Source organism: Bacillus sp. WMMC1349, from assembly GCF_013155385.1.
In the GTDB taxonomy this organism is placed as follows: Bacteria; Bacillota; Bacilli; order Bacillales; family Bacillaceae; genus Bacillus.
This window is the reverse complement of record NZ_JABJUQ010000005.1, coordinates 1-25,349: the sequence shown is the minus strand read 5'-3', so window position 1 is coordinate 25,349 and position 25,349 is coordinate 1. Positions and strand designations below refer to the sequence as shown.

Genomic DNA, 25,349 nt, shown 5'->3' with positions numbered 1-25,349 from the left:
GAATGCTCCTATAATACCTTAAAGCATGTAACAATTCTTTTTGTCTAAAATGATACATCCCTGAAAAGAAATGATAGTAGTAGTCAAGCATACCTTCTAGGTTATTCTTTTCTCTAATCTCTCTAAACTCCTCAAATCGTTCCTCAAGACTACCACCAGAACCAGCACACAAATAGTCGAGCTGGAGTTTATGTCGAAATTCTAATAGCGAGTAATAAATCAGGACGTCTTGATTCTCTTCCATATTATCAAGTAACTGTCTAACTTCCTTTTTTGTTATCTCCGCCTTTTCTATCCAGTTGTTCTTTAGTGAGTTATACCAAAAATTCATTTTTGTAGCAACTAAATCATAAGGAATTATTTCCACTCAATTTCTCCCCTTTTCCCAATATTTTATTTTTTGAAAATAATCAGAATAATATATCCTCTTTCTTATCGTAAATATTCTACACAATACCCCACTTTTTGACAACCATATATTGTTATAGTTCCCAAAAAACATCTGTTGATTGATGGCAAATAAAAATTCATAGAGAAGAAAAAACCATTTATTGGGATCTTATACCTAATCCTAAAGATTCATTTTCTTAGAATGGAAAAAATATCCTACCACCCTTTTTATTAACATGATAAAATTTTAACTGATTGCTATTTTTATGATGTTGTTTAAAAAAATAACTATCTGAAAGGAAAATGTGATGGCAGACAAGAAAAAGAAAAACAAAGAGTTAGACAGTTCAGCTAAAGTTTTTGAAGCCAGTACTTTAGTTGAAAGAGCCGATCAACGTAAAAAAGATTATAAAAACCTAAAAGAGAAACTTCAAACGCTAAAAACAGCCTGTCTTGGAGTGGCAGATTTAGGTGATGATTTCACAGGAAAAGGCGCAGATAACATTAAAGAGTTTTTTAGAGGACAGGCTGAGGTTGTCGACAGTTGGATCACTCTTGCCGATATGCAGATCTCGTTTTTTAATGGGGTTTCTGGTGATATCGAAGCGAAAAAATTGCCCGATTCGTACATTGAAATGTCTTTTTTAAAGACTGAATTAAAAAATGCAGATAAAAAATCCGATCAAATCGTTGACTCTCTCAAGAGTAGCATGGATCGGATCATAGACCGAGTGAGCGACATCGTTGATCTGGATAAGTGGACTGACCACAATTACACAGTAGAGATGTCAAAAGCACAAACAACTCGGGAAAATGCAATTGATGCAGTAGACGATTTGGATAAATTTATGACAGGTGAATACACACAAGCATTGGCTGAAGCCGAAAGTGTCTCCAAAAAATTATCAGCATTGATGGAAGCCACAAGTAATGGCAAAAGCGCTTCTCCTATGTATTTTGATAAAAAGGCTTTTCACTCGAATAAGTTATATAAAGAAGCAATCAAAACCGACAAACAAGCGACTACATATATTAATGCGAAAAAAGAGCAAGCAGAAGCCCGCAGAATTGCAGAGTTGCAAGAGAAGCTTGCAAACGTATCTGACCCTGATGAATATGTTAAAATGGCTAAAGAAATTGGTTATAACAACCTTTCACCAGAACAACAGGAGTATGTTAAATCCCTTGAAGAAGAAGATGTTAGTTTCTGGGAACATCCTATTGATTATGTATCAGAGAAGTTAGACGATTTTGATGATGGTGTTATAAATCTTATAGAAACAGGAGAGGAGAAACTAAAAGAAGTTTTAGCACCTGTAGATGAGGCAGGTAAAAAATATCTAGGCTCTGCATACGACTATGCAAAAGGAATAACAGTGGCTAGATATGATTTTGTTAAGGAAACTCTTGAAGGTGTTGTAACACTAAATAAATTTGTAAGAAATTCTGCATTACATCCAGTTAGAACTGCAAACTCAATTATAGAATTCGACTATAAAAAAGCTTGGAATTCTGCTTGGGATGAAGTAAAAGAAAAATGGGATAAAAACTTTGTACATGGAGATTTGTATTCAAGGACACATTATGCTGAATATCTTAAATTAAATATCGTCACTACATTTATATCAGGTGGTGCCGGTGCAGCATCAAAGGGTGCATCAATTGCTTCGAAAGCTGGAAGATTTGCAAGCGCTGCGGGTAAATCAATAGTCAAACAAGGAATCAAAGGCGCTGGAAAAACGGCAATCAAACAAGGAATCAAAGGTGCTGGACACGTTGGAATAGTCGTAGGAAACAGAGTCGTTAAAGATCTCAAGGAAGTTGGAGAACTAATCAAAAAAGGACTCATAAAAATAGGAGACTTACCTAACCCAGTTGCACGGGAGATCCTCGTAACAGAAGGAATTCCTATACATGCGCTTACTTTACGGCAGTCTGGACATGAGATGATTCAGTTCATCAAGAAGTCGTTTGATCATTTTACAAGTCCTAAAGGTGGAAAAGCTCATGGTGGGGACGGCATTAAGAAGACTCCGAAAGGTGACCATGGTGGAGAACCTAAAGTTCCACATAAATCAAAACCGAAGTCACACGAATCAATTCAGAAGGTTGAGAAGAATAAAGAAGCAACCAAAAGCACTGGAAAAGTGACCGAAAAACACGAAGGCAAAAATGTTCAAAAAGGCAAGCATGGTGACGGAGATCCCAAAACTCCGCATCAACCAAAATCAAAATCACACGAGCCAGTTCACAAGGTTGATAAGCATCACGAGTCTACTAAAGGTGCTGAAAACGTTTCTGGTAAGCATCCTCATGAGTCTTCTAAGCCGAGGAAGCATGAATCTGGGAAAGATGTTGACAATGGGACTAAGGGTACTCGTAATCTTATTGGAAAAACTTTAAAAGATAGGGCTAACGTCGTAAGAACAAAATTATCTGATTCAATAACAGCATTCAAAAGTTCAGATGAATATTTAAATCTATCTAACACACAGAGGAAAAAAATAGATAGAAAAATAAAGTCACTTACTAAAGGTAATGTTGCTACAGCAGATGTTAATATACCAGGTATAAGAAATGAATTTACTGCTCATAGTCAAATTCATTCTGTGGATAATTTAGGAACGGATGTTATGGATTTTTCATATACACCGACAGATAGTGAGCGTATCTTCAAAAATTATGTAGTAGATCAGTTTCCGAGATATAATGATACAGAAGCGAAGATTCTTGAAGACATTGCATCTAAAATAAAAGACCCAAATATTAAAGGAGAAATTAATCTTTTCTCAGAGTTAGATACTTGTCAAAGTTGTACAAATATTATATTAGAATTCAGAGCAAAGTATCCTAATATAAAGTTAAATGTATTTTCAAATAATACAGTAACTCCATAGGAGTACAGAATTTAAGGGGAGGTTTGTGATATGAATAATAATGTTGATTATGAAAGCATCAAAGATTCCGTTGTATTTAGTTTTGAAGAATATGTAGAGGATGATGGTTTTACAGCACCTCAATCTGCAGCAAAAGTATTTGAAGAAGATTGGAGAGAGCTAAACTATAATATTTTCACAAAGACTGCATATTATATTTGTGTTGCAATAGAGTGTTTTAAATTAAAAGAAATACCTGATTTTATATATGAAAAATTAGATTATTATATTAAAAGTAACGAATTTAAAGTTGAAGCTAATACAGAAGATATAGATCAATTACTGCAAGATATAAATAAATGTAAACAATTAATGGGAAGTAAAGATTATAAGGTTATAGAATCAAGCTTTGGTGCAAAATCACGAATTGAATATATTCTTAGTTTGAAGCCATAAAAAATGGGGGTAAAAGGTGATGTTGTGACAATTTTGTAAATTCATCACCTTTTACCTTATTAGTAATTAAAAACTCAACACCCAGCCTAAAATATGTTCATACAAACAACCTTGTCCAAGTAGCTCTCCCAACAATCCCATCCACAGCCAGACCATTCACCTTTTGAAAAGCTCTCACAGCCTTCTCAAGTCCATGACCAAAGATAGAATCCAGACCATTCACATCATATCCCTTACAGATCAACAACACTTGAAGAATCCAAGTGATATTTCCTTTTGCTCCCTTACGGACATTTACGACAGCCGCACGAGTTTTCGGTCCCCACTCCCCATCTACGACAAGACCGGCATGAAATTGCTTATTTAATTCGGTCTGGAAGCCCTTAAGCAGAGCTTTGTATGTTTCAGGACCTTGATAACCGTCTACCTTAATATTTAACTTATAGCGTTTATTTAACGTACTCTGAATCGTTCTAACAATCGCACGACCACCACTGGAAGATGATTTCTTTGACGACTGCTTTTTAGTTGGTTTAGGAACCGCAGGTGTTGCGTTGTTTACTTTTGATACGAGGACTGGACGTTTACCAGCTTGTAATTGGCTCAAAGTTAAACCGCCCATCATTTCTAAATGTGGGTAATCTTTAAAGCTTTTCCAGTCCCCTCCCCACGCAAATCCTAAAGCCTTTGCAATTTGAGCGACTCTTTTCCACTTAGAATTGACCGTCCAGATCGCTGTTTTGCCATCTGAAGATAATAGAACATAATCGACTGCTAAACCGTAATTGTGGTTAGACTGTCCGGCTTTAGCATTAGTCACAATCTTCCCTGATGCAGTACGTCCTTTCGCATACAGCTTATTTTGTTCCGCAAAAGAACGATAGCCAGATGTCATCTGCACATAAATGTTCTCTTTATATGCCCTTTTGACGACTTCGATTGCTGTTTCTTTCACTACGGGGTGAATACCAGACCCCATATTTCGAATAGAACGATCGATCAATGTTTGTAAAGAAACTGCCATTGTAAAACACCTCTATTTTTTATTTTTGACAATTAAAAGAGACTGCCAACCGGTAGCCCTCTCATTTTGTTAATCCATTTTGTTTTAACACTTCTTTTTGTTTCTTCCCTTTCTCTGTGACATAGTTGTTTTTATACCATGCGACGATTGAAGTAATGATCGTAAACACTGTGGAACCCACCAAATACAAAGTATCTGCCAGTGTGTTTACTTGGTCCTCACTAATCGGCAATGCACCCTTTCCGAACATCATCAAAGTCTGGTTAATAAGTGCAATAAAAAGAAGCACCGTCCGAACGACTGTACCTTTATCAAAATTTTTCATTTTTCTTCACTCCTATTTTAGATTTTTTTCAATTTGATCCAACTTATCAATCACAACATCATATTTCTCACTGAATTTGGCTAGCACTTCATTTTGTGCATCAATCTGTGAATTAAGCTTGTTTTCCCTTTCTTTTGTTGTATTTAATACATAAAACAATATCCAACAAAAAAGAACCGCAAAGGGTCCTTGTGTCATTAAATATTGAGTTAAATCCATCTCCAAAGGCTTCACCTCCTTTAAGGCAAAATAAAAAAGCCCAATCGGCTCTTTTATAGTTCTGTTATTCTGTCTTGTTGCTAGGAGGCTTATTGGAATCGTAAGGTTCTCCAGTGATTTCTTCATATTGTTTCGGTGTAATCCTTCTGGCACCTACTCCATCATGAATTTGTTTCTTCGTCCACAGACCGTCTTTATAAAAGCCTTTCATATATGTGAACCAATCTGCCGTCTTTTCTGATCCTTCTATCGAGATCATATAGTATAGATGAGCAACCTGTTTCCTCAAAATCTCGGTTGCACTAGGTTCAGGCGGAGAAGGCTTCACGCTATCAATATACTCTTGTGTAGCCGATTCAACCCACACCACACCCTTCTCTAGCTGGTATTTAGGATCGTATAGCCCTTCAGGGATTAGCACTGTCGTACTATTAGGCGGTAATGTATCACCATTTATCTCAACATCATCTTCACCAGCATATTTAAAGTTTGCATCATAATAAAGAACGTGCATATTTTTCCCTCCCCTTACCATAACGGAATTCCGACATTAAAAGAGACTCTCGTAACACTTGCATTATCATTCGCCATGATGCCGTCATATCTCAGCTCCCCATCAGTGGTTAAAGAAAAACGAGCGATTCCGTAAGATCCAATTGTAGGTACAACAAAATCAACAAGCCTAGAGAGCTTAATTGTGAACTTTGCGACAATGGTTCCGATAGCCGGTAAGGAACTGAAAGAGCCACGTAACCATAAAACGTTATTATTGACGGAGAATTGTAACGGGAACGCTGAATCTTGCTTTGCCCCATTGATCAGTGTAGCCGCATTCCATTCCGGCGATAAGTCTGACGATGATAAAGACCGTTGCCACCCCTGCCAGCCTTCCGTTTGATCAATATAATTCGTATAAAGGTTGTTTTTCCAATCAAGCGCTATGACATACCCGTACGTACCTAGTCCCTTTTCATCCGTTCCGGTCATATGAAAAAGCCCTCTTGACGAGTGAGGACTCGGCGAGTTTTTGGCTTTCCCAGAACAATAAAAAGTTCCGAATCGTTTGCCGGACTGAACTATTTTCAAATAGAGATCATCCGTATCTCCTATGGATACCAACACGCCCCCAGTGTCATTAGATATTTTAGTTAATTGACCATCATTCCACTTCATTCGTTCCTCAGGCGTAATATGCCGAGTAGAATCTTCATTGTGTGTATCAAAATCAATCTTCGATGCTTGCTTCATATTTTCGACATTAGATAATCCAATCTGTTCTTTTGTAACTGCGTGTGGATTTTCCTTATTCGCTACATGCTGATCCGTATAATGTTTTGCGTTTGCTTCTGCCTTGTTTGCTTTTGCTTGCGCTCCGTCTTTTGTTTCAACGTTATTCAGTTCTGCAAACTTCTTTTGAAGTTCGTCTAATATGTTGTCTGCATGTGCTGCCTTTTCTTGAACAAGGGTTTTGAGCGTCTCAAAATCTTCGATATAATATTCTGCCATCGGGACAATATCCGCATCCACAAGAGCTTGATCAATCTTAAAAGAAAACTTGTGAATACTCATTTTCTGACCGTTATCATAATTGACATAAAGTTCAGCCTGCACTGTCCCAAAATGCTTCATTTGTTCCGAAGTCAAGACATAAAAAATAACGCCTGTAAGAGCGTCTCCGACTTCCGTATGAACATAAAAGTGACTACCGTCCGCGAACTTCATAAACAGTTTTCCGTGAGTCGCGTTTGATATGGGCAATGGTACACCGTCTTTCAATAGTTTAAAGGTTATTTTTGCCGTCCCAGTGTCTTGTGTACTGTATTGAATACTAGTTGATATATTGCGTTTGACTTGTGCGTTTACATCGAACTGAATGCCGGAGTCTTTATATATCATTTAACCACCTCCGTTATATTCCTGGATGAATAAAGACTTTTGCCACACCGTAACCCTGATCTTTATTAAAGTCTTTGCGGATTCGCATGACATAAAGACCTTTACCTTTATCCGATTTTGTACCTATTCCATCGTTAGGTACAATGAAATCACCGGTTTTTACTGTTTCATCAATTCTAACAAACACCTGACCGATTAAACCGACTACATGCCATTCATCGCGATCTTCTCTTGGTGTGTATTCAATCTTAGGATCATAATCTGGGTTTTCTTTCGGGATCTTATATTCACAGCCATCTTTAATCATTGTTTCATAGATCAAACCACCGAACTCGTTTCTAAGATATCGGTCATTCCAGTAAAACGCTGCACCACCCATGATAACGCCGGCAGTTTCAGAAATAACACCGAGAACTTTTTCACCTGTTTGCGCTTTTCGAATTTTATCGCCATCCAATGTCACCAGATAGCCAGATTCAATTTTGTTTCCGTCTTTAGATTCGAAGTATTCCGCAAGGTCCTTTAGGTCTGAAACGCTCTGGACGGCTCCCGTACCTCGTACCGATCCAGCCTCTGCATTCACTTCGACTCGTTTATTAGCCGTTGATGGCTCACTTCCGAACCCCCACACTGTGGTATAACTCTTGTCGTTTATGACATTGACAGAACCGAGAACCATAGCCGAAACTAAATCTTTGCCTTTCACATGGGAATTATTTGAACCCATGACAACAGACCGAGAGCCTTCTGTTGTGGAACCTCCCCGTGTTCCGATCAATACATTAGCGTCACCTTTAGCTTTGCCACCACCAGTAGAGCCGATAATTGCGCTAGTATCTGACAAAGGAGAACCAGAACTTGATGCAGCTCTAAAACCGCCCTTGATATTGTTTGGAACAAAGGGGTAACGTTCACCTGCGATCACAGCCGCATCAGTATATCCAACAGCACGCACCGAAACAATATTTGCTTGGTTGTTTGGCGCTGTTACACCGGCTATCCCACCTTTTGTATGTGTGATACCATTCATTAAATTAACGTAATATACCCCACCGCCTAAGCTAATACCGACTTTTGCCGAATCATGGATTGCAAAGTTTGAGATATGAACATCATCCGTTCGTTGATCGCCTCCGATCACATGAATATCTGTACCAGCTTTTGCGAAACCATGCATTTGTAATCCGTTAACATTAATCTTTCGACTCTTATATTGAAAAGCGATGATTGTTGTCCCTTTATAGTTATACGTAGGATCGCCAATCGCACGGAAGTTTGAAATCATGACATGTTGATAAGCTGAAACGACAAGCGCTCGTGGATCTAGTCCCACACATAGATCATTAAATACTGGTTCACGCGCTGTACAATTGACTAACGTAACATCTCGAGCTGTTTCGCTCCATGGTTCGTTTGCTAAGTGATGTCCAATGTGACGAAGATCAAACGCGCGAACATCTCGAAATGATTCACAACCTGTAATGTGGACGTTAGAAGGCGCCGGCCATTCCGGATGTGCTTTCACTTCAACACCACGAACATTCCCTGACGTATAACAATCAATAACCCAAACGTTTTTAGACCCGTCATCTACCTCGACACCGTTCGAATTTGCCTCTCCAACTGGATGGGCCTTTCCACTAGGATTGGTCATCACACATTGTGTGATAAAAACATACTCACTATAGTGCGTTGTTACTCCGTCATCTCCATACCCCGAACCGACGCATCGATCAAACCAGATATACCGGCATCCACTTTTTGTATAATCAACATCCGCAATATTATAGCTTGGTGCAGAGGCATCAAAACAATGTAACCCCGGATTAATGCCTTCTACTTCTCGCGCAATCCCGAATGTAACATTGGCAAAGGTAAGACAGCTCGAATGTATTCCACCGGTTGCACTTACACCGCCCTGGCGCTCCGAATTCCAATCAAGCGACATTCCTTCTACAACGATATTTCGGTTTCCCTTTACATGATCCGCGTTCGTGACCACCCACTCACTAGCTGGCGTATCTTCGTGCAGTTTCAGCGTAGTAACACCGATGCCTTGACCGACCATGTACGTCCAAGACGGAAGTTTGACGCCTTTTACAATATAGGTACCGGCTGATAGGTTCAGACGTACTTTACCGGTACCAATCGCTTTTTGAAATGCTTCTGTACTATCTTTTATACCGGTCGGATCAGCACCGAAATCGTCAACATTTACATTACGTTTGATTTTTTGTAGTAGCTTACCATACTCCGTATCTAATCGCTCTTTAAGCAAGGGAAATACCTCGCCATCAGCTGTAACTCTCGAATCGACTACCTCTTTAACGTTCGTCCCATCGGTATTTAATATTAAATTTCGTATTCTGTTCTTTAATCCTTCTAAAACCGAAGACACAGAAAAACCGCCGTGATCGACTTGTTTTGATGTATGGGCTGTTTTAGATAATTCATGACTTTTCAAATGATACTCGTGATCATTTAAGGTATTTTCAATACTTTGCATATCTGATTTTAATTGTGCTTGATGACGGGAGTTTCGCGTTTGATCATAATTTTTTATCAGCTGCACCATCTGCCTCACTCCTTTTTAAACAAAAATAAAAAAACGCTATCTGAGCGTTTGAAAAAGTTGGTTGATATATCGTTTTTGATCTCTTAACTGCTTAGCCTGACTAACGGCGATATCTTGAATATCTTTTCTGAAATTGGCGAATATCAATTTTGGACTACTGTAAGGATCTAAAGGATTGTACTGAATGGAGATCAGCCGTACATCATCTTCAAACGTGATACCATCTGCCGTATCAGCTAAGACATGAATCGTATCACCTTTCCAGAAGTCCTGTTCAATTTCTAATAGTTTTGGTTCATAGATATATTGAAAGTCTGCCTCGATTGTCATTTCAGGATATGGATTCACATGTTTTTTAAGCGCTGAAACCATGATACTCGCCTTTTTATATCTTTCATCCCTGATCGGTTCTGCCCAACGTGGTTTTCCTTCGAGTAAAAACTTTTTTTCATCTGGATGAATGTACAAAATCGGCTCAAATTCATATTTTGGTTTTTTGCTATCTGCGCTACTGCCTTTTTTCAAAGCACCATAGCCCCAAGCTCTAGTTGTGCTGTTTTGTGAGTTAATTTTAATGGAGATACCAGGCATATTATAGCGTGAATCTAAGGTGAAATTAATCCGTTTTCCCATCTTTTGATAAACATACATTTTATAGTTATCGACATCGATCTCAAGCTTGTAATCTTGGATAATTTCATCCATCAACTCTGTGGAATTCTTATCCCCAAAATTTTCTTGTTCTGCTGCATCAAATTCTCTTTCAGGCGTTTTAAAAATATATTTGAAATTCGTATCCTTTAACGCAATATCTAACGCCTCTCTTAACTTTAGCTTTTTTGAGACCGTTTCATGAATGCGATTGTTAATCAGAAGCACAGTGAAAATGTGGCTCGCTGATACAGTTTTCCTTAGAACATTTTTCTCTTGACGGATGTTAACATCTGTAATGTAATACTTTTGATGATTGAATTTCTTCTCATCCAAATACAGAATATTATCATTTACCAATAAATCGAATTCTATGGCGTTCTCCTGCGTTTTTGTGATCGTAAAGGTAAAACTCTTCTTCCCTGTCTTATCGTCCATCAGATCGACTGAAACGCCCGTTATTTCGACAACACTTTTTCCATCCTTTGTTGAAACATGTAGTTGTGGAAAGGTAACGTCAGAAGGTAAATTCTGATTGAGTGTGATGTCTTTCCCGTCATACTCTTTACTAGGAAATTCGGGATCAGGTGTCGGTGTATCTGGATCATCTGGTCCGTCAGGGACACCTTCCACAGTGTCATATTGTGTTAGTTTGTAAGTAAAGATTAAACTATTTAATTTAATGGCGTAATTCGGATCAGTCGCATAACCGGCTTCAACAAGTGCGGCTGTTGCTTTCTTGTAATCTTTTTCCCCTACGACAGCTTGATAGTGATTAGGATCCCAGCTTGTCCCGTTGACATATAACTTGGCTAAGTCTTGAATCGATTCAGACCAAGATGGGTATTTGCAAAACCTGGCTTGCACGGGAGTAGGTTTTCCGTTCTTGTCATATTCAGTCGTCCACATGAGGACATATTGTCCTTTATACGTACCTTTCATTCCGAATAAATTCTTTCCCTGCTGGGCTAGCTCACTTGTACCCCATCCACTTTCTAAACAGGCTTGAGCAATAATCAGGGAAGCAAGAATATCATGCTTTTTATAAACTCTCTGTGCGTCTGGTGCAATCTGTTTAATAAAATCTAAATTTGCCATATCACTTGCCCCTTACGCGTAGTAGAAACGTGTATCAAACGTGATGTCAAAATCATTGGTATTCTGCACTTCAAAATCATTCACTCCGATATCAAGCCCCGGAAGCCTCCCAGATGTTTTGACAGGCTTTTTATTGATCACCGTATATTGTTTAACAAAAGTCACAGACTCAGATTTTTTCAACTCGCGTTCTATTTTTAACTTTTCACCATTTGTATGATTGATGATCGTGACATTTTTTCCTTTTGCTCGTAAGGTTACATGATAATCATGCTGCATAGGGTTAATATAGGCGTCACCAGTGTTATAGACCTGAAACCTTTTTTGATTTTTGAACATGTATTTTAGATCATCACGCATTTGAATATTCATCCCCGGGCTCCAGTGTTCACCATTAAAATTTTGTTTTGTCAGAGAAGTAGATTTTGATTCAGCTAATCCTGTAAAGTTATTAAAGTCCACAGTGAAAACTACGTGATTTTTTTCTTTCTGTTTTGGAATGCTGAAATTCCCATCACAAGTTACTTTAAAACGGAGATTTGGCAATAAATCCGTTGAAATATAATATGGGAAAGGTTTAACCAGTAACGCATAAAGTTCATGTCTATACTGATAAAAATTTTCTGCAATAATTGAATTCATATAAATTTCGACTGTTATTTTTCTCTCCGTATACGTGATTTCACGTGGGTGCTGCGGCAAAATAACTCCATTTATTCTCGGAATATTGATTGTTTCACGACTTATCCCTGGAGCCTCAGGTGTAAAGCTTAGAACCTCGAAAAAAGGGAGCAAGCTATTTAAACTTTGCTCCCCCAGCCCATTATCATAATCAATAAACAATTTCATCATCTCACCCCGTTCATAAATGACGTTCGGGTAAACCGATCACCGGTAGATTGATCAATCTTTCTTCCATCAAGATAAGTGTCACTCTCTTTTAATAGAATCTGTTGTAACAGCTGCATGTTTTTATTCAGAAAATCAATTTGTTTTGCCATCATATTGATTTGTTTTTCTTGGTTCTGCACGATACTACTAATGTCCACAGATGGAATATTAGAAGAACCTCGTTCTTTTTCGGGTTGCATCGATACTTTTTGCAACAACACAAGAGCTTTTGAAATCATCCCTTCTTGTAAAGACGGGAGAACTCCAAGCTTGCTACCAATACGCGCCCATAATCCTATATTGCGTTCGCGGTATGAAGGATCTTCTGTAATTGTAGTTTCATCAAAGCCTCTTTCGTTTAAAATTGCCCATTTTGAACCACCACGACCGGGAGAAATCCCACCCTTTGCATACCCAACATATCCACCACCGAGAGCCATCGATCTTAAACCTGGATGGTTGCGTATATCTCCGTATCTGCGCTTAATATAGTTAATAGCCGCCAAAGTATTATCTACAGGATTCAATATGTTATTATGCCCAGGAAACTTGTTAGCGTTAAATGTAGATGGAATAGTTTGCATTAACCCTTGTGAAGGGTGTCCAGCCTTTGCATTAGAATCCCACAAGTTGATGGCATTTGGATTTCCACCGCTTTCTTTCATGGCAATTGTAACAAGACCAGGTATCCATGTAGGAGGAACACCAGCTATGTTTGCTGCCTCACTAACCCACTGGTTAACAGCTTTTGTCCCACCTGTTCCTTTAAATGAACTCGAATCCGTGGCCGTATTTTCTGGTATAATCCCTTTTAAAAACTGAAATGCTCCATCTTTTATGGTCTTCATTATGCCAGTTCCTATGGAATCAATGCCTTTTCCAGATTTGAAAGGTATTAATCCCTTAAACAGTTTTTTAATGAATTCACCTGGTCCTTTCTTAATCAACTCTACTGCCTTTGAACCCACATCAATCGTTTTATCTACAACATTTTTCCCTGCTGAAATCATTCCTTTGAAAAAACTTCCGACTCCACCCGCATATCCAGGTAAACCTGATCCTGTTAACACTTTAGACTCAGCATGTGGAAGTACAGAAGTCCCTCGTGGTAGATCCAAGATTTGTGGACCGCCTACCCCTATCATATAGGTTCCAATTCCTGGTGAATGAGCCAGTTCCCAACCTTCTTCACCAACAAGTGCTTGACCACCTGGGTGGAAATTTGTTCCTTTCGCATATGCAGCACCAGGAGCAACCTGCATCTTTTTATCATTGTCACTATATCCTTTAGGTTTCCACTCAGGAATAGTTGGGGCATGAAAAAATTCAAGAACCTTGTTTATACCACCAGTAATTTTATTAATGATACGGGCTAAATCAACAATGAAAAGATTCCATTTCCCGAGAACTTCACCCGTTTCCCAATCAACTTGGCTAACATGTCCGGTTGCCTGTTTTTTGGCTTCTTTTACAACACCTTGATGAGTTTCTTTAGCCTTTGATATCGTGTTTTTTTTCTGATCTCTTGCCTTTTTAACAGTATCATCATGTTCTTTTTTAGTAATCGTGCCTTTGACATAATATTGATCGTCCGCTGCCTTTACAACAGCATTAAATTGATCATTTGCTGCTTTTATTGTTTTGTTTTTAGCTTTATTACTGTTTCTTACAACTGCGGCTGCTTGTTTTGCAGAAAGATTGGAAGATTCCTCTTTTAATTTTCTTGAAATTTTTATTTGTTCATCTTTACTTTTAGAAAGAGCTGTCTTCATTTTGGCATACATTTTTCTTTGTATTTTAGCTATTTCTTTATTCTCTTTGTCTGTTGTTTTGCGATGTTCTTTTGCAGCTTTTCGATAGATTTGGTTAACTCGATTAACATACCCTTGAATTTCTTTTTGTTGCTTGCTATTTCCGTTTTTAATTTTATTTAGTATTTTAGCAGCTTCCTTGTCTGATGTTTTGTTATTAGAAGCATAAAAATCTGTTAATACCTTAGTAGCCGTATCTGCACTTGTCTGAAAACCTTTTTTCAGCGAATTTCCCATATCTGTGAATTGTTTAGATACATCTTCAGCAATACTTTTAGTGATTTTTTTATTCGTCACACGTAGTGTATTAAGCTTAGCTGTGATTTTTATGTTCATATCTTCATAAGCGTTTATAGCTTTTGAAGTAGATTTTGATACACCATTACCAAAATCAATTGTTGCTGGAAGAACTCTTTTCTTTAGATTGTCATAGTATTTGAAACCAGCTTCAGTTAAAAGTGTAGTTCCTGTTATAGCAAGACCAACAGGACCACCCAACAGGCTCAATCCACCACGTAATAAGCCGACTATCCCTACACCTTTTTTGATAATGTTAAACAGTCCGAAACCGCTTTTTGCTAGTCTCATAAAACCGCCAGCGCCTTTAACAGCATTGACCCCAACTTTTAAAATACCTGAGCCAAATTTTAATAGTTCCGGGGCAAAAGAAAGCAAAAGTCCTCCGATTACACCAACTGGACCACCAAACATACCAAGACCTAAACCAGCTACACGAGAGGCTCCACCCAACCCTCTCATGACCTTAGTACTTCTACTAGCTGACTGTTCAAGTCTACCAACTCTTGTTGTTGCTAAGTTGGTCGTTTGGTGAAATCTATTCATTCTTGTGGATGCTAAGTTTGCCGCTGTTGATGTTGTGCTCATCCCTGTGGCTGCTGTTCTGGAGGCTCTACCCGCGGCAATCGCTTCTGTAGAGTAAACTCCAAGACTAGTTGAAGCACGGTTTACATTACGAGTTAAATATCCACCGGCAGTACGAAGCATATTCCATCCTGCTGCCATCTTTGGCAAAGAGCCAAGCAACAACAAAGCTGCACCACCTAAAAGTGAAAACACAGTGACGGCTCCACCTGTAATAGCAATTGTACGAGACACAGAAGGAGGTAACGAATCAAACCAAGTTACCATCTTAGTCAATCCATCAGCTGTAGCTCTAATAACAGGTAAGAACTGATTTCCCAAAGTGATAACTGCGTTATTTGTAGCTGACTTTAGATATTCAAGTGATCCAGATAAATTATCCATTTGTTTCTTAGCTACTTTTTCAGCAGTTCCACCACTGTTTTCTACTTCTTTCGTGAAATCTTGAAGCTTGTCTTTTCCAGCGTGCATTAAGGTAATAAATCCTGAAAGTGCATGTTGCCCTGCTATTTGTTTGGCAATACGAATTTTCTCGGTTTCCGTATAGTTTTTAGTTTTCTCATTGATTTGTCCAATGATATCTGCCAGTGGTCGTAATTTTCCGGTTGAATCTGTGACCTTTAATCCCAATTCATCTATTGCATTGCCTGCTTGCTTTGGCGGTGCTGCTAAACGAGTAAGTGTTGATCGTAAGGCTGTTCCTGCCATATCCGCCTTAATCCCACTGTTTGCCATGATTCCGGTGGCTGCTGCTAACTCTTCCATACTGAGTCCGGCTGTTTTTGCGGCAGGTGCCGCATATTTCATTGTCTGTCCGATTTCTTGCAGTGTGGCATTTGAATTGGTAAACGTGTAGGTCATCGCATCTGCAACACGGTTTGTATCTTCAGCTTTAATATGAAATTCAGTCAAAATATCTGAAACAATATCTGCTGTAACACCAAGTTCAGTTTGACCAGCTGCGGCAGTCGCTAGAAGTCCCGGCATGGCTCCAACAATTTGATTCGTTTTATACCCCGCCATCGCTAGATATTGCATCCCTTCAGCAACTTGCCCATCTGTGAATTGAGTTGTCGCACCTAAATGACGGGCTGTTTCTGTTAACTCTCCCATTTGTTCATTCGTTGCGTTTGCCAAAGCACCTACACGACTCATTGCTTTCTCAAAGTCTGCTGCTGCTTTTACAGTGAGTCCAATTCCAACAGTTCCAGCTGCACCAATGGCAGAAAGTGCTTTCCCTGCTGTAGTAGCAGACTGATAAACTGCATTTAATTCTTTAGATACTTCACCTGAGTTACGTTTGAATACAGAAAAAACACCCGCTGCTCTTCGGGTGCTGTTTGTCGTATTATCAAATTCTCTGGTTACTCGTTTCAGTTCATTTCCAAGACCTTGGTGGACAGCAATCGCGTCATTTAACCGCCGGGCTTGTATCTGTGTTTCACGGTTATCTAATCCTTTTTCCCTTACTAATTTATTGTATTTAGTGCGATGTTCATCAACTAAACGTCCTTGAATCTGATATTTATTATTAAGGCCTTCTATTTGAGATTGGAGGAACTTAGACTGATTGCCCGCTGCTTTATAAATTGCTCCGGAGGCTTTCATTTCTGAATTTGCCAAACGCATTTGTCGTTTCAAACCTTCAATACCACGATTAAAGCCAGTATCGTCAAGCCCTACTTTAACAATCATGTTTCCGATAGGTTGCGCCATATGTAACCACCCCGCTTCCCTGGCTTAAACTCAACAAAAAAATCATTTTTAGAAAAATACTTGATCTATAGGTACTATTTTAGGTTTGTTTTCATGTGCCAAAACTTCTAAATAGTGATAAATATCCATCTGATCTATTTCTGTCATTGTCCATCCTTGCTTTAAAAGAGCCGAATAAATATCATTGAGTTGCTCTATTCCACTTTTGGCTGTAAGGTTTCTGTTTCCGCTGTCTGCAAAAAATCATCGTCCTCTTTAACCTCTTCGTATCCCATGATTTCGCCCATGATTCGTCTTACTTGATCAGATACCTCAAAGGATTGTAGGCCTTCTTGGAATTCCTCTAAGCTAAACTGGTTGTGAAATACTCGGACAATAAATTTCATGCGTTCATCTAGACTTTTAAGGACTTCTTTAATGTTTTTTGTTTTTTTTGCTGCATCTTCATCTAATTCCAAGGCTTCATACAAGATTTTTGTATTCGTACGAGGGGCAATAAACGTTTTATATTTTTGATCTTTTTCAAACCATAATTTAATTGCAATTTGCTTTTGAGCCATGCTGACTCCTCCTTTAAAAGTATTGAGTACGAAAAAAGAGAAGCACTAAGGCTTCCCTTTATGTTTATTTTCCTGGATTGACGTTAGGGTTATCTCCTGCACTAGGAGACTTGTAAGCATCGCCAAATACCTTCGTATAGAACTTATCCAAACTGAAGCTTGGTGCATCTTCATCAGCTAATACTTTAAAGACATTATCCTGCTCACGCTCCATAAACTCAGCTGAAAGTTTGATTGTTTGGAAATTCGTTTTTTCTTCTTTTGTTTTCCATTCATCATCTGGTAACGAGAAACGACCTTTCACTAATCCCACATGACGATGATTACCGTTTGCTTTCGGCCCAAAAAACGACATAGCAACCCATGGCGGGATAATATTCTTTTTAAACATATACAGTCCATCTGTTGCTTCAATTCCTAACAACTCAGCTAATATTTCCATTGGTAAATCACGCATTTCGAGTTCCAGTTTTGTGGAACCTGTTGTAACAGCCATATCAACCAGTTTATTATCCGCATACTGCTTTTCTGTTGAAGTTTCAGTATTTACTTTTGCATTAATTGCATAAGGGTAATCTATAATTTTTGAGGCTATATAAACCCCGTTTTCCTTTTTTAGTGGTGCGAATTTCACACCTTCCAACCCGGTAACTGAACTAAATTCAGGCATTTTTAAACCTCCAATTATATTAAAATATTGGCCTCAAATCGATATCCTTTCCGGATGAGGACTTCATCTTTTAAAAAACCATTGATTAAAACAGTCGTTTGAAAATCTAATTGATTCATCACATGAACGATGGCAACAAGAATCTCATCACAGGAAGAACTGTGATAGACATCAATTTGATAGACAGCACTATCCTTTATTGGCTTGCCATCAGCCCACTGAGTAGCTCTATACTCTAGTTCCTGTACAACAATATAGGCTGGCTTACTTTTGATCCCAATTGGTACAGCTAGTTCAAAAATATTTGATGGTTTCACCAATAATAAAAGCGCTGGATCATTCTCCAACGCTTCAAATACTTTGTTTTTCAGTAGTAAAGACCTTTCTACTACATTCATAGCTTGTACCCTCTTTTAATTACGCTTGCCATCGCTTGTAACATTCTTTCATTTGCGCTTCTCATACTTCGCTGAATAAATGGATTAGCTGGCTGATGAATGGTTCCGAATTCCGGTAAGTGAACACGGAATTTTGTGTCTTTAGTAGGTCCAACAACAGCATAGATTTCACCATCCAAATCCTTTCGAGTACGGTTTCCAACAATAATATCCTCATCAATATGGGGATGACTGCCCCCAATATCAGATCGAGGTGCATTTTTATCTATTTCTTTGGCAAGAATAGCACCCCCGGCTTTTACGGCTGCTTTATTGATTGACTCATCTTTCCTTGCAAGGTCAGTTAAATATGAATCTAATTCTTTAAAGCCCTGCATCTCCATTTCAAATTCCATTATTCCACCGCCTTTGCCCTTATTGTGGTGAAATGTTTCCGAGAATAGTTCGGCAAAATTGATTCAATCTCGTATGGTTGATCTTGAAAAAGAATTCGCATATGTTCGTTAAGATCTTCACGGTGACGAATTGTAAATTTTATAGTTTTTTCTTTCTGAACAGCTGCCGCTGCATAATACTCTCGGCCTTTTAATCCCTCAGCTTTGGCCCAGCATTCCACAACAGTTTCATACTTACCTTCCACAGGGAGGCGCCCGCCCTCTTTTTTCTGTTGAAATTCAATCCGATACCGCATGTCATTCAACATTGGAACCAGTCTCCGAAACCGTATATTTTAATTGATTGATCATCATCGTTAGCACCCCATCAAGGTTTGAAGTTGTGCCAGCTACTTCCCTGTTTTCATACCAATGCGTTACAAATGCTTTTACACACATATCAGCTCGTGCTGAATGATTTGGGAACTTTAAACCAGTTGCAGCTGTAATATATTCCTTCGCCGAAGCGATAAATCCCAGGATTAAATCATCTTCCAAATCACCATCAACCCTGAGAAATTTTTTCGCTTCTTTAAGTTCTTTTTGCTCAATTTCTGTCATTGGGCATCACCTAGCTTTCATTCACCTATTATTTGTTCTCACCAGAACCGGGATTTGGAACCCCATTGTCTGGAGTTGCATCTTTGATTGATGAAAACTCTGCAAACACAACAGCATCAGTATCCCAAAGAACAACATCTTCACGTTCAATGATTCGCATATCTGTAGAATTACGATAGAATGCTTTACCGCCAACATTTGTCGTTAAAATGGAATATTGCTGACGGTCAAATAGTTTAACAGCTTCTTTAAGATCACCGACAATCAACGGATATTTTGGCGCTGCTTTTGTACCACCGTTTGGCAAATATTTATCAGATATAACGGACACAGGCTTTCCGAATAAAAGTTTTTTAGTCGGATCTGTTGGATTAGGCTGTAGTAAGTACCGGCCAAAAGCATCCTTCAATTTATCCAAAACATTAAATCCTGATTGATTTGTAATAAAAGAGGTTGTGGCGTTGATAGCTGGATCAAGCTTGACGTTCAAAATATCTTTAATATCGTCTTGCTTTGAAACTGCTGTTTTTACGAGTGTTCCTAATTGCTTAATAATCAACGTATTACGCGTAACAGCTGATTTCTTAGCGAGCCAATTGGTCAAATATTGAAGAAGCGCTTCTTGTGTATCTGAAAGCAAATCATTAGAAAGAACCAAAATTCCTGCATAATCTTTAATGTTATATTTAATGTTTTCAAATTTAGGATTCTCTAGTTCCGTAATATCCGCTAATTCTTCAAGGTTTGCTAATGGAGTGATATCTGCTAGTTTTTCAAGCACTCGTGAACCTTTATTTGTAGATACCGGAATGACATCAACGAGATTAGCCAGTGTATCAAATTGTCTACGTTTTTCGTTGATCTTCGTTGAAATATCTTGCGGAACAACAAGACCGCCATCTTCATCCACACCTTCTTTCATTGCGGAAAGAGGTTTCGGTATTGTTCCAGATTTAAGAGCTGACGCAAAAAGCTGAACATGGTTCTTTACTTCCGTTTTGGCGATATCATCTGTTGGCTGTTGACCAGTTGCTACTGAATCTTGTGATGTCTGCTCCTGTTCATAAGGGACTTGCATATTTCGGACTTCTTCATATGTCTGGATCTGCTCTTTTATTTGTTGAGCTTCAGAAAGTAGTTTTTTAGCTTCATCAATTTTCCCTTTGTCTGTCAATGCTTCAATTTCTGTACGCTTTTCTGCTAGCGTTTGGCGTAACTCCCGTTCTTTTTTAGACATTCCACCTCCAGCAAAAAATTGAATATCTAGTTTCAATAAAAAATTTTTTTGTTTTAATAGTTTCGGTTTCAAATTCTTGTCCTCCTTAAAAGTGGCATTAAAAAAGAACCCTTAAAGATTTAAGAGTTCAAGTTTCATATCAATTTTTTGTTTTTGTAATTCATCCAATCCTGCTTCTTCAGCCGAATTTTCAGCAACTGTTTTAGCAACTATCTTTCCTGGCACATGTTTAAAGTGTGCCAAAATTTGATGATCAATACAGGCTGCTACATCCTTTGATTCTGAGACCTCATCAATCAAACCATAATGTAATGCTTCATCAGCTGTCAGCCACGTTTCTTCATCAAGTAATTGATGTAAAGTAACATCATCCAGCTTGTCACCAGCTTTATCAAGGTATGTCGAAACAATACTTTCTGTGATCTTGTCAAGATCATCGGCAGCCTTTCGAAATTCTGTTGCATTCCCGACCATTCCCATGTAAGGATTATGAATCATCATCATGGCGTTACTTGGCATTGTAATGTTATCCCCCGCCATTGCAATAACTGAGGCAATACTTCCAGCCAGTGCATCCACATAAACATTAATTTTAGCTTTATGACGTTTAAGCATTGAATGAATCGCTTGGCCCTCAAAGACATCTCCTCCAGGTGAATTAATGTACAAATCAATAGAGCTTACATCACCTAAACTTTTCAATTCTGACTGAAAAACTTTAGAAGAACTCTCACTAAACCATCCTTCACCCGTTATTGAGCCATAAAGTGTGATTTCAGCAGTAGAATCATTCAGAATCTTCATGTTCCAATACTTGTTTTTCTTCTTCGTTGCCATCACCCCCCTTCTGTTCATCAGATGTCCCTTTTACTTTGTTCAATTGATATTCTTTCATAATTGAAAGAGGAACAAGATTTAAATTCCCATAATGCTCATCCCCAATATCTCCAATTCCGGTCATGTCCTCTTTTTGAAGGATTGTGTTTACGCTAAAAGCGCCAACACTTTGCATCGTTTTATAAAACTCAGCACGAGATTTACTATCTCCACGAAGTTCTGATTCTAGGTTAAATTTAAAGTAATAACCACTTTTTAACTGGTTTTCTGTCAATATTTTATCGTTCAATTCTTGTTCTATATTTGTCACTAAAGGTTGTAACGTCGTTTTGACATAATCCAATGATTGTTGTTCGATATTAGAGAAAGTGGCTCGATCAAGTTCACCTATTTTATGTGGTGGTACCTTATAAATAGATGCGATCTGCTGACGGTTCCATTTCATGGACTCAATAAATTGAGCATCCTTCATCGGCATGGTTACTTGTGAATAGTCGAGACCAGCGTCTAGGACTGCAATAGACTGACCCGCATTTACACGCTCCCAGTCTTCTCTCACAATTTTTTTACTTTCTCTATCTAATAGAGTTGGTGCTTTGACAACGCCAAACGGAGCGCCACCATTTTTATAAAATTTTGCATTGAATTTTGTGGCAGCTCGATTTGATCCGATATTGTCACGAATAACTGAAATCGGAGTTTGTCCCACAATTCCATCAAGAGAAAGGTTTTTAAAATGCAGAACTTCTTCATAAAAAAACTCACGATATTTGCTGTCAATCGTGGTTGAATACCAAACCCGACCGTTATTAGGGTCAATATTTGTATTTGTTGCCTCAGGGTTTAAAGGTCTGATTCCAGTCACATTTCCGTCTTTATCAAAAAGCAAAAGATTGTAACTGTTCCCCCAAGTACAAAGCCTTGTGACCAAAAGCCTTTTCCAAATAAAACTTGTCATATAATCATTGACTTTGTTCAGAATCATCTCACTAATATCATTTTGGACTTGTTTGATATTGCCGTTTTTATTCTGAAAAAGTTTGATTGGCAGTTTCGCGATATCATCCGCCAAAACTATGACACATGCATAAACATCGGGATGAAGAACAGCTGTTTTTGATGATACTCTTTCACCTGATGAGGTTTCAGTGCCAGCAAAAATATTTCTAAACCAATTGGCTGGATGAAGAAGGGAGCCGCTATCCTCTTCTGCGATTTCATTCTTGACCCCGCCCTTTAAACGGCTTAATAGCATCTAATCCCCTCCTTCCTCCTTACGCTGCCTATCTACACCTAACAAGCCAGCAAGAGAAAATAAAAAAACACCGGTCGCAATCAAACCCGCGTTGATATTTATTCGATATATGGCAGTAGAAATGAATATCATCCCTATAATAAGTAAGATATCATCTATAAACGGCTGCATACTTTTTATAAATTTCATATTCCCACCTCCTACAGGCTGAAAGATCCTGACTTGATATAAGCATTTAAGTCAATCGTCATATCAATTTGAGATGCTCTCACATGTGCATTAATAAGGGCTGCAGCAGGGTCAATCCGTTGTGTTGACTTTGATTTGTCCAGCATGATATTTTCTTGAGCATCTACTTTTGTAACAGCATTACCCATCGCCCATGTCAGTAGATCGTTTTTATTATGGATGATGTTTTTCGCCTTTACTTTTTCGCGAAAGTCTTTTGTAGGCTCTGAAAGTGTGGCAACTCCCTGCCTAATTTCAATCATCACATATCCGTCAGCCTCCATCTGTTGAGCAAACTGTGTCGCATTATATGGATCGTAACCGATTTCTTTAATTTTCCATCCTTTCTCTTTCTCCATTTTCTTGATATAAGCTCTGATATAGTCATAATCAACTACAGCACCATCAGTAACGGTTAACCAGTTCCTCTCCCTCCACAAGTCATAAGGGACATGATCTGTCTTCATACGTTCATAGAATGTATCTTCAGGCATAAAACCATGACTTTCTACAGCAAAGCTCCCATCATCTAACGGAAAAATAAAAGATACGGCTGTCAGGTCAATTCGTTTTGATAAGTCAATTCCAACATAGCACTCCCGGCCGGATAGATCAGGAAAATGATCAGATCCACAATCTTTCCAAGCTTGCATGTCCATGTAGCCATTTTCACGCATGTTAACCCAGATATTCATATTCTTAGTCAGAAAGTTCCTCATTTTCTCTGGTACAGCCAAGGCAACTTCCAACTCTCCACGCAGATAATTAAGTCCATGTTCATTTTTAGCAACAATAGGATTGGCTTTGATCCAGTTCTGCTCATCCTTAATGTCATCACCTTTGTCTAATTCATTAACCATCACAAAATACTGCTCATTTGTTTCTACTTTATTTGGATCTAAAATGCGTGACACGTAATCATATTCAACGCGGTAGGCAGGGTTATTTAATTCAAAACCGGCAGTCGTAATAATGACCATTAACGGCTGATTTCGTGCAGCCATACCAGAAACAAGTACATCATATATTTCAGATGTTTTATGTGCGTGATATTCGTCTATAATTCCGCACTGAGGATTGAACCCATCTCCTGTTTTCCCTGCATCTTTAGAGAGTGCCTCAATTTTAGATTGTGTTTTTGGATGTTCAATTTTCCCGTAGGCAATCCTATATTTTTGCTCAGGTTTATTTAATAGCTCACACTGAAGAATCTGTGCTTTGATCTCATTCCAACATATTTTTGCTTGCTCAGTTTTCGTTGCCCCAATGTAGACCTCTGACATATTTTCATCATTTGCCATAGCTTCATAAGAAGCAACACAAGCTAAACTTTGTGTTTTCGCGTTCTTACGTCCAACTTGCCAATATACTTTTGTGAATCTGCGATACCTTGTTTCTTTGTGAACCCACCCATACACATTGCCAAAAATAAAAATTTGGATTGGTTCGGGGACAATATTTTCTCCTGCGAGAGGTCCTTTTGTATGCTTAAACTGAGTCATCCAATAAAGAAACCGTCTAGCTTTCTCGTCATCAAATATATAAGGGAACTCCCTTGTTCCTTCTCTCTTAATGTCATTTAAAAAGCGATGACAAGCCCAAATATGTTTTTGACACGCCACAATCTCACCCGATATCACATCGCGCGAGTAGTCAATCATAAACTGTTTAATTGTATTCATACATTACCAAACTCCTTTTCCGCTGCCGTCTTTTCTCGTTCTTCCTGAGTTTTGGTGATGGCTAGTTTTGCACGTGCAGACGGTGTAAGGCCAAAATGGTTGGCCGCAGATATCATCTGATCATAATAATTTTTCTCGCGTTTAAGAAGGGGATGTTCTTCACCAACCGACTTGATGGGCTGACCATTTTCATTACACCCTTCTGTGTTTATCATGATGCCATCTTCATCAATTTTTTTTGTAATAGAAATATATCGAGAGTAAATCTTACAATAGGTGGCCAACATGTTGATATCCGCCTCTGTGATGAGATCCACTTCAGACAATAAAGCAGCAACCCGTTTAAATTCTTTTTTAGCTACCTTATCATCCAACCATGAAGGAGGCTTAATATTTTCAGTACGCATTTTCATTTGTTTTTCATATTTAGCTCTGGTGGCTAATTCCTCAGTATTCTTTTTATTCGGATTACCCTGTATTAGTTGAAGAGCTGCAGATTTTGCGGGTCTCGGCATGTTTTTCACCTCATTTCGTTAAAAAAATCTTCTTTTTTCGCTTGTTTTTTCCGTCAAACATGCTATGATGAAACTAACAATCAAATCGTTTATATCAAGCCCTCTTGGCAAATCGCCGAGAGGGTATTTTGTATTTTTCGGGAACTTTGAAAAGCGGTGTTT

Annotated in this window: 23 protein-coding genes and 1 pseudogene; 2 read left to right on the top strand and 22 right to left on the bottom strand. The window is 38.4% G+C overall.

The genetic code is table 11. The annotated features are described in order from the left end of the window. Nucleotides 1-4 precede the first annotated feature (4 nt). Nucleotides 5-367, bottom strand: a pseudogene (locus HOO54_RS01495) (response regulator aspartate phosphatase); the annotation flags it as partial. Nucleotides 368-698: 331 nt separating this feature from the next. On the opposite strand from HOO54_RS01495, the gene HOO54_RS01490 reads away from it, so the two are divergent. Both HOO54_RS01490 and HOO54_RS01485 read left to right on the top strand, forming a co-directional pair. After that, nucleotides 699-3,287, top strand: a complete 2,589-nt coding sequence (locus HOO54_RS01490; RefSeq protein ID WP_172292224.1) for a T7SS effector LXG polymorphic toxin — start codon at nucleotides 699-701, stop codon at nucleotides 3,285-3,287. Nucleotides 3,288-3,317: 30 nt separating this feature from the next. Beyond that, nucleotides 3,318-3,722, top strand: coding sequence for a hypothetical protein (locus HOO54_RS01485; protein WP_172292222.1), 405 nt, complete (start codon nucleotides 3,318-3,320; stop codon nucleotides 3,720-3,722). A gap of 97 nt (nucleotides 3,723-3,819) precedes the next feature. Here HOO54_RS01485 and HOO54_RS01480 read toward each other — a convergent pair whose 3' ends face one another. The 21 genes from HOO54_RS01480 to HOO54_RS01375 all read right to left on the bottom strand — a co-directional run bounded on the left by HOO54_RS01480 (nucleotide 3,820) and on the right by HOO54_RS01375 (nucleotide 25,187). Then, nucleotides 3,820-4,746 (bottom strand): peptidoglycan-binding protein, encoded by a 927-nt coding sequence (locus tag HOO54_RS01480; RefSeq protein WP_172291992.1) that lies wholly within the window; start codon nucleotides 4,744-4,746, stop codon nucleotides 3,820-3,822. A 61-nt stretch (nucleotides 4,747-4,807) separates the two neighbouring features. Continuing rightward, nucleotides 4,808-5,071 (bottom strand): phage holin, encoded by a 264-nt coding sequence (locus HOO54_RS01475; protein ID WP_172292220.1) that lies wholly within the window; start codon nucleotides 5,069-5,071, stop codon nucleotides 4,808-4,810. A gap of 12 nt (nucleotides 5,072-5,083) precedes the next feature. Beyond that, complete coding sequence (locus HOO54_RS01470; RefSeq protein ID WP_172291990.1) at nucleotides 5,084-5,296, bottom strand: BhlA/UviB family holin-like peptide; 213 nt, start codon at nucleotides 5,294-5,296, stop codon at nucleotides 5,084-5,086. A gap of 58 nt (nucleotides 5,297-5,354) precedes the next feature. Beyond that, nucleotides 5,355-5,804 carry an XkdX family protein gene (locus tag HOO54_RS25035; protein ID WP_375335794.1) on the bottom strand — a complete coding sequence of 150 codons (450 nt, stop codon included), beginning with the start codon at nucleotides 5,802-5,804 and terminating at the stop codon, nucleotides 5,355-5,357. A 14-nt stretch (nucleotides 5,805-5,818) separates the two neighbouring features. After that, on the bottom strand, nucleotides 5,819-7,186 hold the full coding sequence (locus tag HOO54_RS23980) for a phage baseplate upper protein (protein WP_253907590.1): 1,368 nt from the start codon (nucleotides 7,184-7,186) through the stop codon (nucleotides 5,819-5,821). Between the two features lie 13 nt (nucleotides 7,187-7,199). Next, the gene (locus HOO54_RS01450; protein ID WP_172292218.1) at nucleotides 7,200-9,761 is read right to left on the bottom strand and encodes a peptidase G2 autoproteolytic cleavage domain-containing protein; all 2,562 of its coding nucleotides are present in this window, start codon (nucleotides 9,759-9,761) and stop codon (nucleotides 7,200-7,202) included. A gap of 36 nt (nucleotides 9,762-9,797) precedes the next feature. Beyond that, nucleotides 9,798-11,510, bottom strand: a complete 1,713-nt coding sequence (locus HOO54_RS01445; RefSeq protein ID WP_172292216.1) for a phage tail protein — start codon at nucleotides 11,508-11,510, stop codon at nucleotides 9,798-9,800. A 12-nt stretch (nucleotides 11,511-11,522) separates the two neighbouring features. Continuing rightward, nucleotides 11,523-12,359, bottom strand: a complete 837-nt coding sequence (locus tag HOO54_RS01440) for a phage tail family protein (RefSeq protein ID WP_172292214.1) — start codon at nucleotides 12,357-12,359, stop codon at nucleotides 11,523-11,525. Next, nucleotides 12,359-16,810 (bottom strand): phage tail tape measure protein, encoded by a 4,452-nt coding sequence (locus HOO54_RS01435; RefSeq protein ID WP_172292212.1) that lies wholly within the window; start codon nucleotides 16,808-16,810, stop codon nucleotides 12,359-12,361. The genes HOO54_RS01440 and HOO54_RS01435 overlap by 1 nt, the downstream gene beginning before the upstream one ends. Nucleotides 16,811-17,004: 194 nt before the next feature. After that, complete coding sequence (gpG, locus tag HOO54_RS01430; RefSeq protein WP_172292210.1) at nucleotides 17,005-17,370, bottom strand: phage tail assembly chaperone G; 366 nt, start codon at nucleotides 17,368-17,370, stop codon at nucleotides 17,005-17,007. 64 nt (nucleotides 17,371-17,434) lie between these two features. Further along, nucleotides 17,435-18,040, bottom strand: coding sequence for a major tail protein (locus HOO54_RS01425; protein WP_172292208.1), 606 nt, complete (start codon nucleotides 18,038-18,040; stop codon nucleotides 17,435-17,437). 14 nt (nucleotides 18,041-18,054) lie between these two features. Next, nucleotides 18,055-18,438, bottom strand: coding sequence for a hypothetical protein (locus tag HOO54_RS01420; RefSeq protein ID WP_172292206.1), 384 nt, complete (start codon nucleotides 18,436-18,438; stop codon nucleotides 18,055-18,057). After that, nucleotides 18,435-18,833: an HK97-gp10 family putative phage morphogenesis protein gene (locus tag HOO54_RS01415; RefSeq protein WP_172292204.1), complete on the bottom strand. Its 399-nt coding sequence runs from the start codon at nucleotides 18,831-18,833 to the stop codon at nucleotides 18,435-18,437. The genes HOO54_RS01420 and HOO54_RS01415 overlap by 4 nt, the downstream gene beginning before the upstream one ends. Continuing rightward, nucleotides 18,833-19,141, bottom strand: coding sequence for a phage head closure protein (locus HOO54_RS01410; protein ID WP_172292202.1), 309 nt, complete (start codon nucleotides 19,139-19,141; stop codon nucleotides 18,833-18,835). The genes HOO54_RS01415 and HOO54_RS01410 overlap by 1 nt, the downstream gene beginning before the upstream one ends. Further along, complete coding sequence (locus HOO54_RS01405) at nucleotides 19,131-19,433, bottom strand: head-tail connector protein (RefSeq protein ID WP_172292200.1); 303 nt, start codon at nucleotides 19,431-19,433, stop codon at nucleotides 19,131-19,133. The genes HOO54_RS01410 and HOO54_RS01405 overlap by 11 nt, the downstream gene beginning before the upstream one ends. Before the next feature lie 28 nt (nucleotides 19,434-19,461). Further along, nucleotides 19,462-20,742 (bottom strand): phage major capsid protein, encoded by a 1,281-nt coding sequence (locus HOO54_RS01400; protein ID WP_253907589.1) that lies wholly within the window; start codon nucleotides 20,740-20,742, stop codon nucleotides 19,462-19,464. A 39-nt stretch (nucleotides 20,743-20,781) separates the two neighbouring features. Then, nucleotides 20,782-21,507, bottom strand: a complete 726-nt coding sequence (locus HOO54_RS01395; RefSeq protein WP_172292198.1) for a head maturation protease, ClpP-related — start codon at nucleotides 21,505-21,507, stop codon at nucleotides 20,782-20,784. Further along, entirely contained in the window at nucleotides 21,458-22,762 is a 1,305-nt protein-coding gene (locus HOO54_RS01390) for a phage portal protein (RefSeq protein ID WP_172292196.1), read from the bottom strand. The genes HOO54_RS01395 and HOO54_RS01390 overlap by 50 nt, the downstream gene beginning before the upstream one ends. Next, on the bottom strand, nucleotides 22,763-22,951 hold the full coding sequence (locus tag HOO54_RS01385; protein ID WP_172292194.1) for a DUF1056 family protein: 189 nt from the start codon (nucleotides 22,949-22,951) through the stop codon (nucleotides 22,763-22,765). Nucleotides 22,952-22,962: 11 nt separating this feature from the next. Next, nucleotides 22,963-24,672 carry a terminase large subunit gene (locus HOO54_RS01380; protein WP_172292192.1) on the bottom strand — a complete coding sequence of 570 codons (1,710 nt, stop codon included), beginning with the start codon at nucleotides 24,670-24,672 and terminating at the stop codon, nucleotides 22,963-22,965. Next, nucleotides 24,669-25,187, bottom strand: a complete 519-nt coding sequence (locus tag HOO54_RS01375) for a phage terminase small subunit P27 family (protein WP_172292190.1) — start codon at nucleotides 25,185-25,187, stop codon at nucleotides 24,669-24,671. Before HOO54_RS01375 ends, HOO54_RS01380 begins: the two co-directional genes overlap by 4 nt. Nucleotides 25,188-25,349 lie beyond the last annotated feature (162 nt).